Genomic DNA, 17,740 nt, shown 5'->3' with positions numbered 1-17,740 from the left:
CTACGCCATTAGCTATATTATTTATAGCAAATTTACCGCCCACTTTTCTGACTGCATACCCAGCTGAATCCATCCACGGGTTTTCCGCGTATGTTCTAGGGTCTTTCTACTACCAACATAGGAGCAGCGTCCATGCACATCCCTACTTCCGCGCCAAAGCGTCTCCACGGTCTACCCGCATGGCGCAAAGCCCTGGTGCTTGCGCTCGTTCTGGGGGTGCCCTGCCTGGCCCAGGCGCACTCGGAAACCGGCGCAGTAGGCGGCTTCATCAGCGGCTTTGTCCACCCCTTGAGCGGACTGGACCACATTGCGGCCATGGTGGCGGTGGGCATCTGGGGGGCATTTTTGGGCACCCCGGCGATGTGGTTGCTGCCGGTGATCTTTCCGCTGGTGATGGCCATGGGCGGAGTACTGGGCGTGCTGGGTGTGCCCATGCCCGGGGTGGAAGAAGGCATCGCCCTGTCGGGCATCGTGCTGGGCGGCATGGTGCTCACGGCGGCCCGGCCGCCGCTGTGGGTGGCCAGCGTGCTGGTGGCGATTTTTGCGATCTTCCACGGCTACGCCCACGGCGCTGAGCTGCCGCACGCGGCCAACGCCATCACCTACGCGGTGGGCTTCGTGCTGGCCACCGGGTTGTTGCACCTGGCGGGTATTGCCGTGGGCTTGCTGATCCGCTGGCAATGGGGCCGTGTGGTAGTGCGGGCCACCGGCGGGGTAATTGCAGCCACCGGCTTCGCCTTCTTGTTCGGCTTTTTGTGAACCCACGCCGCCGCCAGATGCCAGGCCTGGTCTTGACGGTCTTGCTTTGCCTGCCCGGGTTGTCGCACGCGCACAGCTCGGTGGCGGGCATGAACAGTTTTTACGGCGGGCTGTTACATCCGCTGCTGACCCTGCCCCACATGCTGGTGCTGGTAGGTCTGGGCATCTGGCTAGGCCAGCACCCGCCTTTGCGGCTGAAAACCCCCATGCTGGCGTTTGCCACCGGCTGCGCTGCCGCGCTGCTGCTGACCACCCGCATCGCCATTCCACCGTCCAGCCAAAGCGTGGTGATGGCTGTGGCACTGGGCTGCGGCATTCTGGTGGCCGCATCGGCCCGGCTGCCGGTGGGCCTGCGCGCGGGCGTGGCGGCGGTGGCGGCCATCGCCGTAGCGCTGGATTCGGGCGTGGACGGTGCCCCCACCATACAGGCTACCGTCCTGACCTTGCTCGGCACCTGGATCAGCACCACCGTGCTGGTGGCCAACGTGGCCTACTACACCGCACTGTGCCCGCAGCGCCAATGGGTGCAAATCGCCCTGCGGATTGCCGGATCGTGGATGGCGGCAGCCAGCGTGCTGGTGCTGGCGTTTGCGTTAAAGGGCATGCCGTTGGGGTGAAACACGGCGGGGCTGGCACACTGCGGGCAGTGCCACTTTGAGAGCCCCTCACATGCCGCCCGTGCCGCCCGTATCTTTCACCGAAGCCCTGAAGTTCTGGTTCAAGCTGGGCTGCATTAGCTTTGGCGGCCCGGCCGGGCAGATTGCCATCATGCACCGCGAACTGGTGGAGCAAAAACGCTGGATCAGCGAAAAGCGCTTTCTGCACGCCCTGAACTACTGCATGCTGCTGCCCGGCCCCGAGGCGCAGCAGCTGGCCACCTACATCGGCTGGCTGCTGCACCGCACCTGGGGCGGGGTGGCGGCAGGCGCGCTGTTTGTGCTGCCGTCGCTGTTCATCCTGATTGGCCTGAGCTGGGTGTACGTAGCCTTTGGGGCCGTGCCCTGGGTGGCCGGGCTGCTGTACGGTATCAAGCCTGCGGTGGCGGCGCTGGTGGTGCAGGCGGTGCACCGCATCGGCAGCAAGACATTGAAGAAACCGAGCACTGCGCCTGTCCTGTGGTCGGTAGCAGCTACCAGTTTTGTAGCGTTATATATCTTTGCCGTGCCCTTTCCGGCCATCGTGCTGGGTGCAGCGTTGATCGGATGGTGGGGGTCCAAGTTCGCACCCGGCCAGTTCAGCGGCGGCGGGCATGGCGCGGCCAAGGCAGGCCAATTGGGTCATGGTCCTGCGCTGATCGACGACGACACGCCCACCCCAGCCCACGCGCGCTACAAAGCTAGCCGCCTGTTCACAGTACTGGCCGTGGGCGCGGCGCTGTGGCTGCTGCCCATGGCCGCCTTGGTGGTGTGGAGCGGCTGGCACTCCGCCCTGGCGCAGATGGGCTGGTTTTTCACCAAGGCCGCCATGCTGACCTTTGGCGGTGCCTACGCCGTGCTGCCTTATGTGTACCAGGGCGCGGTGGAGCAGTTTGGCTGGCTGACAGGAACGCAAATGATCGACGGCCTGGCCCTGGGCGAAACCACGCCCGGCCCGCTGATCATGGTGGTGGCGTTTGTGGGCTTTGTGGGCGGCTGGAGCAAGGCGGTGCTGGGGCCGGACGCGCTGTTTCTGGGCGCAGCGCTGGCCGCCACGGTGGTCACCTGGTTCACCTTTTTGCCATCGTTCATCTTCATCCTGGCCGGTGGCCCGCTGGTGGAGAGCACCCACGGCAAGCTGCAGTTCACCGCCCCGCTCACCGCCATCACCGCCGCCGTGGTGGGCGTGATTGCCAGCCTTGCTTTGTTTTTTATAGCGCACATCGCAGTTAAGCCGGGCGCTAGCGGCTCTTTTCTTGCAAATACCGACTGGGCGGCCCTGCTGCTGGCGCTGGCCGCAGGCGTGGCCTTGATGCGCTTCAAGGTGGGCGTGATCAAGGTGATTGTGCTGTGCGCGCTGGCGGGGTGGGCGCTGCGGGTTTGGCTGTGAACCCCGTGCCGCAGCAGGCGGTGTGCGCCAGCGCACAGACCCCGAGCCCGGCATTTCGTAAAGTGGAAATCCGCACAGCCCCCACGCTTGACCTGCGTCAATGCCGCCCGCCGCAGATACCTCAAGCTGAGACGGTTCACAAATTTCCTCACCGGAGCCCCCCATGAAAATCCTTGTTGCCGTAGACGGCTCAAAGTTTGCCCTGCATGCCGTCAAGTACGCGGCCAAGCTGGTGGCGCAGTTGCAGCCGGGCAAGCACAGCATCACCCTGCTCAGCGTGCACGACGACACCGGCCTGGGCCACGCCAAGGCCTTTGTGGGCAGTGAAACGGTAGCCGACTACCTGCGCGAAATCAGTGAAAAAGAGCTCAAACCGGCCCGCAAGCTGCTCGACGCAGCAAGCATCCCGCACGACATGGTGGAGCGCACCGGCCACGTGGCCAAGGAAATTCTGGACTGCGCCCACAAGGGCAAGTTCGACCTGATCGTGCTGGGCTCCAAAGGCCGCGGGGCCATCGCCGACCTGCTGATCGGCTCGGTCGCACAGCGCGTGCTGGCCGCCGCCGAACAGCCCGTCTTGCTGGTGAAGTAAGCCATCCCCCGCATGGATGCCGCCAGTGGCCTGAGCCCTGCCCAGGCGCAGCATCGCCTGGTGCAAGACGGCCCCAACGTCCTCCCTGTGTCCCGGCCGCGCAGCGTGCTGCGGCTGGCAGGCGATGTGGTGGCCGAGCCCATGTTTTTGCTGCTGGTGGCCTGCGGTGCGCTCTACCTGGTGCTGGGCAACCGGCAAGAGGCGCTGATGCTGCTGGGCTTTGTGTTGGTGGTCATGGGCATCACCTTTGTGCAGCAGCGCCGGACCGAGCGCTCGCTGGAGGCCCTGCGCGACCTGTCCAGCCCGCTGGCCATGGTGCTGCGCGGCGGCCAGACCCTCAAAATTGCCGCCCGCGAACTGGTGTGTGGCGACACCGTGCTGCTGGCCGAGGGGGACCGCGTGCCCGCCGACCTGGAACTCACCCACACCGCCAACCTGGCGCTGGACGAATCCCTGCTCACCGGCGAATCCGTTCCAGTACAAAAACAAGCTGGTGGCGCACAGCCCGCGCAGGCCCTCTCTGGCACCCTGGTCACCCAGGGTAGCGGGCAGGGCCGCGTGGTGGCGACGGGCGAGCGCAGCGCGCTGGGCCGCATTGGCCAGTCGCTACAAGGCATTGCCGACGAGACCACCCCTATCCAGCGCGAAACCAAGGCCGTCGTCAAGACCGTGGCCCTGGTGGGGTTGGCGCTGGCCACTGCGCTGGCCCTGGCCTACGGGCTGCTGCGCGGCGACTGGCTGGGCGGGCTGCTGGCCGGGCTGACGCTGGCCATGGCCATCCTGCCCGAAGAGTTGCCTGTCATCCTGACCCTGTTTCTGGGCCTGGGGGCCTGGCGCTTGTCGCGCCAAAAGGTGCTGGCCCGCAGCATCCCCGCCGTGGAGTTGCTGGGTGCCACCACCGTGTTGTGCGTCGACAAAACCGGCACATTGACAGCCAACCGCATGGCGGTGCGGCGGCTGTGGTCGGGGAACGCGCTGTACGACAGTCTGCAAGATGCTGCCGCCCCGCTCGCCGAGTCGCTGCACGGCGTACTCGAATACACCGTGCTGGCCAGCCACCGCCGTGCCTACGACCCGATGGAGGCCGCCATCGTCGGCGCGGGCGCACAGCTGCTAGCCCGCACCGAGCACTTGCACGCTGACTGGACCCTGGTGGAAGACTACCCCCTGTCGCCCGCCATGCTGGCCATGTCGCGCGTCTGGCATTCGCCCGACCAGCAGGCCTACCTGATTGCCGCCAAGGGCGCGCCCGAAGCCATCGTCGATCTGTGCCACCTGCCCGTAGCCCAGCGCACCCACATCGCCCATCAGGTCACCGCCATGGCCGCCGACGGTCTGCGCGTGCTGGGCGTGGCCAGCGCCCAGTTTGCCGCCCCGCCGCTGCCGGGCAACCAGCACGATTTCGACTTCGTTTTTCTCGGCTTAGTGGGTCTGGAAGACCCGGTGCGCTCCGACGTGCCCGAGGCCATCGCCGCCTGCCAGGCCGCAGGCATCCGCGTGGTGATGATGACCGGCGACCACCCCGCCACCGCCCTGGCCATCGCCCGCCAGGCCGGTCTGGCCACCGATGAGCCGCCCCTAAGCGGGCTGGAACTGGCCGCGCTCAGCGACACGGCCCTCCAAGAACGCCTGGCCACCACCCAGGTGTTTTGCCGCGTGCAGCCCGAACACAAGCTGCGCCTGGTGCAAGCCTTCCGCGCACGCGGCGACGTGGTGGCCATGACCGGCGACGGCGTGAACGACGCGCCCGCCCTCAAGGCCGCCCACATCGGCGTGGCCATGGGGGCGCGCGGCACCGAAGTGGCCCGCCAAGCCGCCGACCTGGTACTGCTGAACGACGACTTTGCCTCCATCGTCACCGCGGTGCGCTATGGCCGCCGCGTGTTCGCCAACCTGCGTAAGGCCATCGTGTTTGTGGTGGGCGTGCACGTGCCCATCGTCGGCCTGTCCCTGGTGCCGGTGCTGCTGGGCTGGCCCATGCTGCTAATGCCGGTGCACATCCTGTTTCTGCAGCTCATCATCGACCCGGCCTGCTCTGTCGTGTTCGAGGCCGAGCCGCTAGAAGCCGACGCCATGGCCGTACCACCCCGCCCCGCCGATGCCCACCTGTTCGACCGCAGCGTGTTGGCCCGAGGCCTGTGGCAAGGTTGCGGCCTGCTGGCGCTGCTGCTGGGCGTGTACGCCGGCGCGCGGGTACTCAGCTACTCCGAAGACATGGCCCGCGCCCTGGTGTTCACCGTGCTCGTGCTGGCCAACCTGGGCCTGATCTACGCCAACCGCAGCTGGACCCGCCCGTCCTGGCGCAAGGGCGCTGCCCGCAACCGCTACTTTGCCTGGATCACCGCCGCCGCCGTGCTGCTGCTGGCCTGCGTGCTGGGTATCCCCGCGGTGGGCATGCTGTTTGCGTTTGAGCAGCCCACGCCGGGGATGCTGCTGACCTGCGTCGGGCTGGCCGTGGTGGGGTTGTTGTGGTTTGAGGGGGTGAAGTGGGGGCTGGGGAGGAAGGGGGAGTGAGTGGGGTGTGATCTGCTCAATTTTGATAGCTGCTTGTGCAATGTGGATGAGCGTAAGGTGGCTTTTTTCTGTAAAAATTCCGTCTGCAAAGGTTCGGCTTCTTTTGGACTGTCAGGATGAATTTGAAGGGCTGCTATCGGCCAGAGGCAACCTTGGATCAGCAACTTCTAATGTCCGTGTTCGTAGCAGACAATGGACGCTTCAGCGACTTGTAATGTGGGCACGCGCACACCGGAAGATTCGAATGCCAAAAATAAAAGCCTTGGATATTAAGTTTCTTGATGAGGTCTTCCGGATGGATGGCGGGTACGTACTCGACTTATCCGACCGTACGATGGCTTCATTTTTTAGCGACGAACTTAACGTCGACATCTACGATGACAGGTATGCACTGAACGGGACCTCTAAGGCAAAGCGCTTGCGCTGCTTTTTACAGGCAGTCGATGCGCAAACTGCAGTTAGAGTGCTCGACGCACTCTGGACCTACCGTGCTGCACTGCAGGCTAGCTCAGGCGATGCAGAGCAGGTTTTCAACGCGCACGGCAGATTGCTCGCTCTAACAGACCTGCTTCAAGGTAAAGGAGCACAGCCGACCTCTGCTCTCTTCGGACAACCACCAATGCCGATCTACGACCACAGAACACTGCAGCACTTGAAAGCTGACTTGCTCAGGGTCTCAACCTTGGAGCCCCATGAACGCGGTTATGCATTCGAGACGTTTTTAAGCAAACTTTTCAACGCATACGGGCTCAAAGCGCGCGAGGGGTTTCGTAATCGGGGGGAGCAGATCGATGGTAGTTTTGAGCTGGAAGGGGAAATCTATCTCCTGGAGGCGAAATGGCATGCCGCAAGAATGGGGGTTGCCGAGCTATTCACCTTTCAAGGCAAGATTGACCAGAAGGCCGCTTGGACACGCGGCCTCTTCATTAGCGATAGCGGCTTCACAGAGGTCGGCTTGGATGCCTTTGGCCGCGGTAAGCGCCTCGTATGCATGGATGGTTTGGACTTGAGTGATGCGCTCGACAAGGCACTTCCGATTAACCACGTGATTTCACGGAAGATTCGGCATGCGGCCGAAACAGGCCAATCATTCGCGCGTGTACGTGACTTATTCCCATGATCTTCAGCGTTCGCTGATTAGATTTCTTCGTATCACTCTCCGGTTGGCCGTCTGCTGGGTGCCCAAAGCAGACTAACCCATCCAGCCCCCATGCCCTGGCTCATCCACTCCGACGGCAGCGCCCTCCCAAACCCCGGCCGCATGGGCCTGGGTGCTGTGTGGACCGCACCCGACGGCACGCGCCACACGCTGTCGCAGGTGGCCCCTGGCACCGGCTGCAACAACGAGGCGGAGGTGCTTGCACTGATGGCGGTGTTACAGGCACTGAAACTGCAGGGAGCGGACGACCTGCGGCTGCACTGCGACAACAGCATCGTGGTGGAGCAGGTAAGCAGTAAAAGCGCCAAGCCAATTGCCCGACTGGCGGCACTGTTTGGCGAGGCGCGGGCACTGTTTAACACGTTTGACCAGGCCACACTGGTGTGGATACCACAGCACCGCAATGCCGAGGCCGATGCGCTGGCCCGGGCGGCCTTGGGGTTCACGGCACCGCGTGCGGTCAAAATGCCGAAAAAGCGGCGTTAACGTCAAACAACTTTCATGGCTCTGGGGGCTCTGCACCCGGGTCCATGCAAGTTAACCAACACGGCGGATACTTGGCCCTGGTCCATTCCGTGCTTGGGCAAGACCTCGCCCAAAATCCACCCTTCTTTCCCCACTTCTCCCAGAAAGCCCCCATGCGCAAGCGCCCCGAAGGAATCCGAAACTATGACGCGCCGGCCGGTGGCTGGGGCGCAACCAAGGCGCTGGCGCAGACGCTCAAGCGCCAGCAGATCGTGGTGCAGGGCGTGCGCACCCTGCTCAAGGCCAACCAGCCGGGCGGCTTTGACTGCCCGGGCTGCGCCTGGCCGGACCCCAAGCACACCTCGTCGTTCGAGTTCTGCGAAAACGGCGCGAAAGCGGTGACCTGGGAGTCCACGGCCAAGCGCATCGGGCCGGACTTTTTCCAGGCGCACAGCGTGGCCGCGCTGTGGCAGCAGACCGACCACTGGCTAGAGAGCCAGGGCCGCATCACCCATCCGCTGCGCTACAACCGCGCAACCGACCATTTCGAGGTGGTGGGCTGGCAAGAGGCTTTTGACGGCATTGCCCAGGGGCTGAACGCCCTGCCCAGCCCGGACGCGGCCGAGTTCTACACCTCGGGGCGTGCCTCCAACGAGGCGGCTTTTCTGTACCAGCTGTTTGCGCGCAACTTTGGCACCAACAACTTCCCCGACTGCTCTAACATGTGCCACGAGGCCACCTCGGTGGGCCTGCCGCGCTCCATCGGCGTGGGCAAGGCGACGGTAACGCTGGAAGACTATGACCACGCGGACCTGATCCTGTCGATGGGCCACAACCCCGGCACCAACCACCCGCGCATGATGGCCACGTTGCGCGATGCGGCGCGCCGGGGGGCCACCATCATCGTCTTCAACCCGCTGCGAGAACGGGCGCTGGAGCGCTTCGAGTCGCCACAGGCACCGGTGGAGATGGCCACGCTGTCGTCCACGCAGATCGCCACCACCTATTTGCAGATCCGCGTGGGGGGCGATGCCGCAGCGCTCAAGGGCATTGGCAAGGCGCTGCTGGCGCTGGACCATGCCGCCCAGGCCGCCAGCCAGGCCCCGGTGCTCGACCATGCGTTTATCCAAGGGCACACGGCGGGCTATGCGGAGTTTGTGGCCGATCTTGATGCCACCGCCTGGGAGGCGATCGAAGGCACCTGTGGTCTGAGCCGCGCCCAGCTGGAAGATGTGGCCCGGGTTTACGCCGCCGCCAAGGCCACCATTTGCTGCTACGGCATGGGCATCACCCAGCACCGCTCGGGCACGCGCAATGTGCAGCAGATCATGAATTTGCTGCTGCTCAAGGGCAATATCGGCCGCCCCGGTGCGGGGATTTCGCCGCTGCGCGGACACTCCAATGTGCAGGGCGACCGCACCGTGGGCATTACCGAGCGGCCCAAGCCCGCGCTGCTCAATAGCCTGCGCGATGTGTTCCAGTTCGAGCCGCCGCAGCACGACGGCCACTCGGTGGTCGAGGCCATTGCCGCCATGCGCAGTGGTACATCGAAGGCCATCATCTGCCTGGGCGGCAACCTGGCGGTGGCGGCAAGCGACCCGGTGGCCTGCTTCGAAGCCTTTCGCAAGCTGGACCTGGCCGTGCACATCACCACCAAGCTCAACCGCACCCAGTTGCTGCTGGCCCACACCAGCTACATCCTGCCCTGCCTGGGCCGCACCGAGCTGGACATGCAGGCCAGCGGCAAGCAGTCGGTCACGGTGGAGGATTCGATGTCGATGGTGCATGCCTCCACTGGCTTTCTGGCACCGCCCAGCGACCAGGTGCGGTCGGAACCGGCCATCGTTGCCGGTATGGCCAAGGCCACGCTGGGCGCGCGCTCGGTGGCCGACTGGGATGCGCTGGTGGGCGACTACGCCCTGATCCGCGACAAGATCGAGGCGGTGTTCCCAGACTTTGCGGGCTACAACGAACGCATCCTCGAACCCGGCGGCTTCCAGCTGCCCAATACCGCGCAGCAGCGCATCTGGAAGACCGACAGCGGCAAAGCCAACTTCGCGGTGTTTCCGGGCCTGAAGGAGGACCTGGCGAATGGCGGCGCCGACGTGCTCACACTCACCACGCTGCGCTCGCACGACCAGTACAACACCACCATTTACGGTCTGGACGACCGCTACCGCGGCGTGTTTGGGCGGCGCGACGTGCTGTTCATCAACCAGGCCGAGCTGGACCGGCGCGGCCTGCAGGAAGGCGATGTAGTGGACGTGGCCACCGCCATGGACCATGCCCACGCCGACCGCGTGGTGCGCGGCCTGATGCTGGTCTGCTACGACCTGCCCGACGGCTGCTGCGCCTCGTACTACCCCGAGACGCAGCCGCTGATTGCCCTGGAGCATGTGGACCCGGACAGCCTGACACCGTCGTACAAGTCGGTGCCGGTGCTGCTGCGCCCTGCAAGCCCGGTGGGGGGTGAAGAGATCGTCGTCAACCGCGAAGGGGTTGCAGGCGCTGCATACGCCACCTCGGCATAGGCGGCTAACGTGGCTCAGGCCGGGGTCGACTCGGCACCGTGGCTAAAGCTGGGCCCGGCGGTGGAATGCAGCACCGGGTTGTGCTGCAGATAAGCGATGCCGGTGCGCAGATATTGCAGCAGCAGCGCGATCAAATCGCGGCTAACCCCGTGGCGCACCAGCACCCGCTGCACCACCACGTGCTGGCGGTCGCCGGGCAGCGGGTACGAGGCGATTTGCCAGCCGCGCATGCGCACCCGCTCCGACAGGTCGTACAGCGTAAAGCCATGCTCAACGCCGTCTTTGAGCTTGTAGCAAACGGCAGGCAGACCGCCGTGGCCGTCGTACACCAGCTCCAGCGGGCCGATCTGGGCCAGCTCCTGCGCCAGCCACTGCGCGGTGTCGGCGCAGGCCTGCTGGATGCGGGTATAGCCCTCGCGGCCCAGGCGCAAAAAGTGGTAGTACTGGGCGATGATTTCGCCGCCCGGGCGGCTGAAGTTGAGCGCAAACGTGGCCATGTTGCCGCCCAGGTAGTCCACGTAAAAAACCAGGTCTTCGGGCAGATCCGCCTTGCTGCGCCATACCACCCAGCCCACGCCCAGCGGGGCCAGACCGTATTTGTGGCCGGATGCATTGATGGACTTGACACGCTCCACGCAGAAGTCCCACTGCACGTCGCGCTGGATGAACGGGGCCACAAAGCCGCCGCTGGCCGCGTCCACGTGGATGGGGATGTCAAAACCCCGCTCGCGCTGCAAGCTGTCCAGCGCTTCGGCCAGCGCGGCCACGGGCTCGTAGATGCCGGTGAATGTCACGCCCAGGGTGGCCACCACGGCGATGGTGTTTTCGTCGCAATAACCGCGCAGGTCTTGCGGCTGCAGGCCCAGCGCATCGCCGCGCAGCGGCACTTCGCGCATCTCCACGTCAAAGTAGCGGGCAAACTTTTTCCAGCAGATCTGCACCGGACCGCAGATGAAGTTGGGCTTGTGGGTGGGCAGGCCTGCGGCCTCGCGCCGCTGCTTCCAGCGCCATTTCAGCGCCAGACCAGCCAGCATGGCCGCCTCGCTGGAGCCGGTAGTAGAGCAGCCTACCGTGTCCCAGGATTTGGGGGCGTGCCACAGGTCGGCAATGGTGTGGACGCAGCGGTTTTCGATCTCGGCCGTTTGCGGGTACTCGTCCTTGTCGACCATGTTCTTGTCCAGCGCGTCGGCCATCAGCTTTTGCACCTCAGGCTCGACCCAGGTGGTGCAGAAAGTGGCCAGGTTCTGACGCGAATTGCCGTCCAGCAGCAGCTCGTCGCGCACCAGGTTGTAGGCGGCAGAGGCTGCGGTGGAATGCTCGGGCAGGCGGTACTTGGGCAGGCGGCGCTGCGCGGCATCGGTGGAATACACGTCCTCGATGTCCTGGTCGTGCATTTCAGTGGTCTGGTGCAGTGCCATGGTCTGGTCCTTCGCGCGGCGCGCTGCAGGCCGAAAGGCTTGGATACGGCTACACGGCGAGTGTGCCTGCAGGCTGCGCGCCGTCCGTACGGTGCCACACACAGACCGAAAAAAATATCGTTTTTATAGCTACTAGCGTAATAGCTACGTGCGCTAAACGCTGTTTTTATATAAAAATTATTCGATCAACGCACACGCCCTGGCCAACTGCCCCAGACGCTGCACCAGCGGCGCAAACAGCTCCGCCGAGGTGTTGCCGTAGCCTAGTACCAGCCCGTTGTCTTCCGGCAGCGGCTGCAGTGCAAAACGTGATAACGCGGCGGGGGCGATGCCGTAGCGATGGGCGGCTTGGGCGATGGCGGCATCGGGGTAACAAGCATCCAGCCGCACGGTGAGGTGCAGGCCGCAGTAGCCGCCTTCGATGCGGTGGGGCACGCCCAGGTGCTGGGTCAAGGCCACGCGCAGGGCCTGCTGGCGGTCCCGGTAAAGGCGGCGCATGCGGCCCAGGTGGCGGCTGAACTGGCCGCTTTCGATGAACTCGGCCATGGCCAATTGCTCAAACCGGTGGCCGCCGCGCAGCATCTCCTGCAGCGGGGTGTGGGTCTGCGCCAGCAGCGCCTCGGGCAGCACCAGAAAGCCCAGGCGCAGGGACGGAAACATGGTTTTGCTGAAGGTGCCCAGGTACAGCACCGGGGCCCGGGCCACCAGGCCTTGCATCGCGCCAATCGGTTCGCCCGCGTGGCGGAATTCGCTGTCGTAATCGTCCTCCAAAATCCAGGCCCCCTGCGCGCGGGCCTGGTCGATCAGGGCCAGGCGGCGCGCCACGGTGAGCACGGCACCCACCGGGTACTGGTGCGACGGCGTGGTGTAGACCAGGCGCGGCGGCTGGGTTTGCCAGTCGGCCTCGGTGGCGACCAGACCGTCGGCATCCACGCGCAGCGGCAGGATGCGCAGATCGCCGCCCTGCATGGCCACCTTGGCACCGCGGTAGCCGGGGTCTTCCACCCAGGCCGTATCACCAGGGTTGGACAGCAGGCGCACGCACAGGGCCAGGGCTTCTTGCGCACCTTCAGTAACCACGATCTGCTCTGGCGTGCAGCGCACGCCCCGGGCCACGGCCAGGTGGCGGGCGATGGCGGTGCGCAGCGCGGGTTCGCCCACCGGGTCGCCGTAGCCCAGGGCGGAAGCACCTGCACGGCGGATGGCCTGGTCGCAAGCGCGCCGCCAGGCGGCCAGCGGAAAGTGCGACAGCGCCGGGATGCCGGGGCGCAAGGCGTTGCCAATGGCGGTGGAGGATGCAGCGGAGGGTGCGGTGGAGCGGATCTGCGCCAGCCGCCGCGCGGTGACCGGAGCGGCGGTCGGCTCGCGCGCCAAGCGTGGGCGAGCCGGACGATGGGTACCGGACAAAGCCGCCACCCGCGTGCCCTGCCGGTCTTGCTGCACATAACCTTCGGCCGCCAGGTGCTCGTAGGCGGCTGTCACCGTGTTGCGCGAGATGGACAGCACCTCGGCCAGGCTGCGCGAGGCGGGCAAGCGGCTGCCGGGGGCCAGGCGGTTGTCCAGAATGGCTTGCTTGAGGCGGTGGTGCAACTGGCGCTGCAGCGGCGTGGCGATGGAAGCTTTGTCTAGCGGGGTGTCAAACAAGGCATGTGCAGTGGTCATCATGGCACCATGAAATGAAGGGGTTGTGGTGCTTTTCATGCAGCCACGGATGACGTAACTTTAGCCGTTCTATCACACCGAACCGCACCATGCCCACCACCAATGTTTACGACCAGCCCATCGGCGATGCCCTGCCCGCCTGGACGGCCCGCGCCCTGCCCTCGCCCAGCCCGCTGCCGGGGCGCCTCTGCCGCCTGGAGCCGCTGGATGCCGCGCGCCACGCCGACGACCTGTTCGCCGCCTACAGCCAGGCCCCCGATGGCCGCGACTGGACTTATATGCCGGTAGGGCCGTTTGCCACGCTGGGCGACTACCGCGCGCATGCCGCCCAGGCGGCGGCGGCCCCCGGCTTTTTGCACTACGCGGTGATCGACCTGCGCACCGAACGTGCCGTGGGCACGCTGGCGCTGATGCGCATGGACCCGGCCAATGGCGTGATCGAGGTGGGCTTTGTAGCGTTTTCGCCCCTGCTGCAACGCACCCCCATCTCTACCGAGGCGCAGTTTCTGCTGATGCAGCATGCCTTCGACAGCCTGGGCTACCGGCGCTTTGAGTGGAAGTGCGACAGCCTGAACGCGCCGTCCATGGTGGCGGCCCGGCGGCTGGGTTTCCAGTACGAGGGCATCTTCCGCCAAGCCGTGGTGACCAAGGCGCGCAACCGCGATACCGCCTGGTTTTCCATCATCGACACGGAGTGGCCGGTGCTGCGGGCAGCCTTTACCCAGTGGTTGGCGGCCGACAACTTTGACGCGCAGGGGCAGCAGCGGCAGTCTTTGGCACAACTTCGCAAGCTATAACTTGTATAGCGACTAGCGTAGCTGGAATATGCGCTTGAAGCCCATTTGACTCTTATTTTCCGTACACTGATTGCAAGGCACTGGGCACGCCCTCGGCCTGCTGGTCCATGGCGCGGTGGGCTGGAATTTAGAAGGTTTAAGCCTCTAGCGCATATTCCACCTAGGCAATAAGCTACTTTTTATATAGCAAACTCAGCGCGCGTAAGGCTTGCTGTAGCGCGCTTCCAGGCGGCGGTGCACGGCGTATTCGTAGACCAGGCACAACGACCAGTAGATCAGCGCGGCCAGCAGGTAGAAGGTGAAGGGCTTGAAGGTGGCCGAGATCACGTCGTTGGTGATTTTCAGCAGCTCGGCCACGGTGATCACCGACAGCACCGAGGTGTCTTTGAACAGGCCGATCAAAGTGTTGCTGATGCCCGGTATGGCCAGCCGCAGGCCCTGGGGCGTGACGATGTAGCGCAGGGTCTGGAACTTCGTCAGGCCCAGGCTCAGGCCCGCGCTCCACTGGCCGTGGGTGATGCCGTTCAGCGCCCCGCGCAGGGTCTCAGACAGATAGGCGCTGGCGTTGACCACCAGCACCAAGGTGCCGATCACCACCAGCGGGGGGTCCAGCCCCATGGCACCGATCCCGAAGTAGATCAAAAACGCCTGGATCAGCTGTGGCGTGCCGCGCATAAAGCTGACAAACAGGTTGAACACGCCCGCCAGCACCGGGATCTTTTCAAACCGTGCCCAGGTGATGAACAAGGCCACGGGCAAGCCAAACACCATGCCCAGCAAAGCATAGCCAATGGTGTAGGCGGTGCCCCAGGCGATCAGCGGCGCGGAATCCCAGATGGGTTGGAGGTAGGCGTTCACAACAGGAAGCGGGTGCCGGTGGCGGGCAGGGGCCGGAATAGGGACCGTTTACTTGGACGCGTCCACTCCAAACCATTTCATGGAAATTTTGGCGTAGCTGCCGTCCTTGACCATCTCGCCCAGGGCTTTGTCCAGCGCCTCTTTCAGCTTGGGGCTGCCCTTGCGGAAAGCGATGCCCTGCTTTTGCGGGTTATCCAACAGGACTGTAGAGGGACGCAGAGGCAGCTTGGCCTCCTTGATCATGTAGGGCACCAGCAAGCGGTCGTTCAGCGCGGCATCGACGCGGCCATTGACCAGGTCTTGCAGGTACAGCGGTGCGGAAGGGTAGGCTTTGACGGTAATGCCGGGCACCTTGGCCAGGGTTTCGGCGTAGATGCTGCCCTGGCCCGCACCGACTTTTTTGCCTTTCAGCGCGTCCAGATTGGCGTATTCGCTCTTGTCGTCCTTGCGCAGGATGATTTGCGCGAACGACACGGTGTAGGGGATGGAAAAATCAAACTCCTGTTCGCGCTTGTCGGTCAGGGTGACCTGCGACACCACCAGGTCGTATTTGCCGACCTGCAGCCCGGCCAGGATGGTGGCCCATTCGGTGGCCACAAACTCGGGCTTCACGCCCAGCTTGGCGGCGATGGCGTTGGAGATATCCACGTCAAAGCCCATCAGCGCGCCGGTTTTGGCATCCTTGAAGTTGAATGGCGGGTAAGTGCCTTCCATGGCGATTTTGACCACGCCCTTCGATTTAATGGAGTCCAGCAGTTCGTCGGCCAGAGCCGCATGGGCCAAACCGAAGCACAGTGCTGCAGCGCAGATTTTTTTCAACATGGAATGCCTTTGGGAGGGATGGAAAGAAGAAGCCACCAGCCCAATCGGCGATGGCAGGCCTAAACAGCCTGTGCCTATATTTTAGCCACCGCATGTGCGGCAAATTGGCGCCCGTGGAGGGGTTCCATACCTGTACATACAACGAATGGCATCGAATATGCTTATTTGAATTAATCAGTTGCACAACGCGGGCGCAGTCCATTAGTATTACCTGCCCATACCACCCTATACAAGTACCTCCATGACCCGCACCAGTGACGCAGCTTCCCACGGCTTTGAATGGCCGACCTGGCTTTTGGCCGCCTGCGTATACCTGGGCTGGGGGCTGGTGGTCGGCTACTGGTCGGTGCTAGAAAACAAGGGGGGTATTGGTTGGGGTAGTGCCGCGCTGTTGCTGCTGACCTGCTGGTACATGAGCCTGCAGCACGAACTGGTGCACGGCCACCCCACGCGCTGGCCACGCATCAACCGCCTGCTGGGCCTGGCACCGCTGGCCGTGTGGTATCCATTTGACCTGTACCTGCACAGCCACCTGATCCACCACCAGGACGAACACCTGACCCGCCCCGGTATCGACCCCGAAAGTAACTACCTTACCGCCGCCCAGTTTGCCGCTCTGCCTGCTTGGCAAAAGGTCTGCTGGCGCTGGCAACGTTCGGTGCTGGGCCGCCTGCTGGTGGGGCCGGCGCTGGCCATCGTGCCTACCTGGGCAGACATTGTGCGCAAGCCGCTGCGGGGCGACTGGTCGCAGACCGCCAGCTGGGCCGAACACTTGCTGCTGCTGGCGGGCATGCTCTGGGCCTTGCAGCACTGGGCGGGCATCAGCCCCCTGCACTACCTGCTGGTGGCCTACCCGGCGCTGGGCCTGGCCATGCTGCGATCGCTGTACGAACACCGCCCGGCGGCCCGTCCCGCGCACCGTATCGCCATCAACGAGGCGGGTATATTCTGGCGTCTGCTGTACCTGAACAATAACTTCCACGTGGTGCACCACGAAACGCCCACCATGCCCTGGTACCGGTTGCGCACCACCTACCTGGCCGACCGCGCCGGGTATCTGCAGCGCAACGGTGGCTTCCTGGTGCCCGGCTATGGCCATTTGATGCGCCGTTTTGCGCTGAATCCGATTGACTCGCCGGTATTGCCGGAAGACCTGATTCCTGCTGCACGTGCCAGCGTGCATTAACCCCTCTTTTTTAATCCTAGGATTCCCATGTCTATTCATTTCTCTCGCCGCCTCGCTCTTACCGCACTGGCCATCGCCAGCCTCTCGGGCACGCTGTATGCCCAGACGGCGGTACGGGTGTCGTCCAAGATCGACACCGAAGGCGCGCTGCTTGGCAATGTCATCCAGCAGGTGCTGGAAGCCAATGGCATCAAGACCGAAAACAAATTGCAACTGGGCAACACCAAGATCGTGCGCGGCGCGCTGGTCGCCGGTGAAGTGGACATTTACCCCGAATACACCGGCAACGGCGCATTCTTCTTCTCGGATGAAAAAAATCCAGTCTGGAAAGATGCCAAGGCGGGCTATGAAAAAATCAAGTCGCTGGACGTAGCAAAAAACAAGCTGGTCTGGTTGGAGCCTTCGCCCGCCAACAACACCTGGGCCATCGCCATCCGCAAGGATGTGGCCACCAAGAACAACCTGAAATCGTTGGACGATCTGGGCAAATGGCTGGGCACGGGCGGCAAATTCAAGCTGGCCGCATCGGCTGAGTTCATCGAGCGCCCGGATGCCCTGCCCGCCTTCCAGACCACCTACGGCTTCAAGCTGACCCAGGACCAACTGCTGACACTGGCTGGTGGCGACACCACCGTGACCATCAAGGCCGCCGCCGAGCAGACATCGGGGGTCAACGCCGCCATGGCCTATGGCACGGATGGCCCGGTATCGGCCTTGGGCCTGCTGGTCCTGGCAGACACTAAGGGTGCCCAACCCATCTACGCCCCGGCACCCGTGGTGCGTGCCGATGTGCTGGCCAAATACCCCAAAATTCAGGAAGCGTTGGCCCCGGTGTTCAAAAGCCTGGATGGCCCCACGCTGCAAAGCCTGAATGCCAAGATCGCCCTGGAAGGCCAGGATGCCAAAGCGGTTGCCACCATCTACCTGAAGTCCAAAGGCTTTGTGAAATAAG

Annotated in this window: 14 protein-coding genes and 1 pseudogene; 11 read left to right on the top strand and 4 right to left on the bottom strand. The window is 64.1% G+C overall.

The features are described 5' to 3' along the window. The first annotated feature begins 132 nt into the window (after positions 1 to 132). From AC097L_RS08750 to AC097L_RS08715, 8 genes are all read left to right on the top strand, one after another. Positions 133 to 759 (top strand): HupE/UreJ family protein, encoded by a 627-nt coding sequence (locus AC097L_RS08750; protein ID WP_479585947.1) that lies wholly within the window; start codon positions 133 to 135, stop codon positions 757 to 759. After that, positions 756 to 1,376, top strand: coding sequence for a HupE/UreJ family protein (locus AC097L_RS08745; RefSeq protein WP_479585946.1), 621 nt, complete (start codon positions 756 to 758; stop codon positions 1,374 to 1,376). The genes AC097L_RS08750 and AC097L_RS08745 overlap by 4 nt, the downstream gene beginning before the upstream one ends. Before the next feature lie 52 nt (positions 1,377 to 1,428). Continuing rightward, positions 1,429 to 2,784: a chromate efflux transporter gene (gene chrA / locus AC097L_RS08740; RefSeq protein WP_479585945.1), complete on the top strand. Its 1,356-nt coding sequence runs from the start codon at positions 1,429 to 1,431 to the stop codon at positions 2,782 to 2,784. A 163-nt stretch (positions 2,785 to 2,947) separates the two neighbouring features. Continuing rightward, complete coding sequence (locus AC097L_RS08735) at positions 2,948 to 3,376, top strand: universal stress protein (RefSeq protein WP_479585944.1); 429 nt, start codon at positions 2,948 to 2,950, stop codon at positions 3,374 to 3,376. A gap of 12 nt (positions 3,377 to 3,388) precedes the next feature. Further along, the gene (locus AC097L_RS08730; RefSeq protein WP_479585943.1) at positions 3,389 to 5,890 is read left to right on the top strand and encodes a cation-translocating P-type ATPase; all 2,502 of its coding nucleotides are present in this window, start codon (positions 3,389 to 3,391) and stop codon (positions 5,888 to 5,890) included. Positions 5,891 to 6,134: 244 nt separating this feature from the next. After that, complete coding sequence (locus AC097L_RS08725) at positions 6,135 to 7,010, top strand: restriction endonuclease (protein WP_479585942.1); 876 nt, start codon at positions 6,135 to 6,137, stop codon at positions 7,008 to 7,010. 90 nt (positions 7,011 to 7,100) lie between these two features. Next, positions 7,101 to 7,535 (top strand): ribonuclease HI family protein, encoded by a 435-nt coding sequence (locus tag AC097L_RS08720; RefSeq protein ID WP_479585941.1) that lies wholly within the window; start codon positions 7,101 to 7,103, stop codon positions 7,533 to 7,535. Positions 7,536 to 7,687: 152 nt separating this feature from the next. Further along, positions 7,688 to 10,045: an FdhF/YdeP family oxidoreductase gene (locus tag AC097L_RS08715; protein ID WP_479585940.1), complete on the top strand. Its 2,358-nt coding sequence runs from the start codon at positions 7,688 to 7,690 to the stop codon at positions 10,043 to 10,045. A gap of 14 nt (positions 10,046 to 10,059) precedes the next feature. Here AC097L_RS08715 and gad read toward each other — a convergent pair whose 3' ends face one another. Further along, entirely contained in the window at positions 10,060 to 11,463 is a 1,404-nt protein-coding gene (gad, locus tag AC097L_RS08710; RefSeq protein ID WP_479585939.1) for a glutamate decarboxylase, read from the bottom strand. A gap of 177 nt (positions 11,464 to 11,640) precedes the next feature. Beyond that, positions 11,641 to 13,125, bottom strand: coding sequence for a MocR-like pyridoxine biosynthesis transcription factor PdxR (pdxR, locus tag AC097L_RS08705; protein WP_479585938.1), 1,485 nt, complete (start codon positions 13,123 to 13,125; stop codon positions 11,641 to 11,643). A gap of 89 nt (positions 13,126 to 13,214) precedes the next feature. Here pdxR and AC097L_RS08700 point away from each other — a divergent pair. Further along, positions 13,215 to 13,913, top strand: a pseudogene (locus tag AC097L_RS08700) (GNAT family N-acetyltransferase); the annotation flags it as partial. 201 nt (positions 13,914 to 14,114) lie between these two features. On the opposite strand, the gene AC097L_RS08695 reads toward AC097L_RS08700, so the two are convergent. Further along, the gene (locus AC097L_RS08695; RefSeq protein ID WP_479585937.1) at positions 14,115 to 14,780 is read right to left on the bottom strand and encodes an amino acid ABC transporter permease; all 666 of its coding nucleotides are present in this window, start codon (positions 14,778 to 14,780) and stop codon (positions 14,115 to 14,117) included. Between the two features lie 48 nt (positions 14,781 to 14,828). After that, positions 14,829 to 15,602, bottom strand: coding sequence for a transporter substrate-binding domain-containing protein (locus tag AC097L_RS08690; RefSeq protein ID WP_479585936.1), 774 nt, complete (start codon positions 15,600 to 15,602; stop codon positions 14,829 to 14,831). A 241-nt stretch (positions 15,603 to 15,843) separates the two neighbouring features. On the opposite strand from AC097L_RS08690, the gene AC097L_RS08685 reads away from it, so the two are divergent. After that, positions 15,844 to 16,788, top strand: a complete 945-nt coding sequence (locus AC097L_RS08685; protein ID WP_479585935.1) for a fatty acid desaturase — start codon at positions 15,844 to 15,846, stop codon at positions 16,786 to 16,788. 27 nt (positions 16,789 to 16,815) lie between these two features. Then, positions 16,816 to 17,739 carry a glycine betaine ABC transporter substrate-binding protein OsmF gene (gene osmF / locus AC097L_RS08680; RefSeq protein WP_479585934.1) on the top strand — a complete coding sequence of 308 codons (924 nt, stop codon included), beginning with the start codon at positions 16,816 to 16,818 and terminating at the stop codon, positions 17,737 to 17,739. Position 17,740: the final 1 nt, after the last annotated feature.

The organism is Rhodoferax sp. RT5P35 (genome assembly GCF_056521385.1).
Note: the sequence above shows the minus strand (reverse complement) of the source record. Positions and strands in the feature narration are given on the sequence as shown.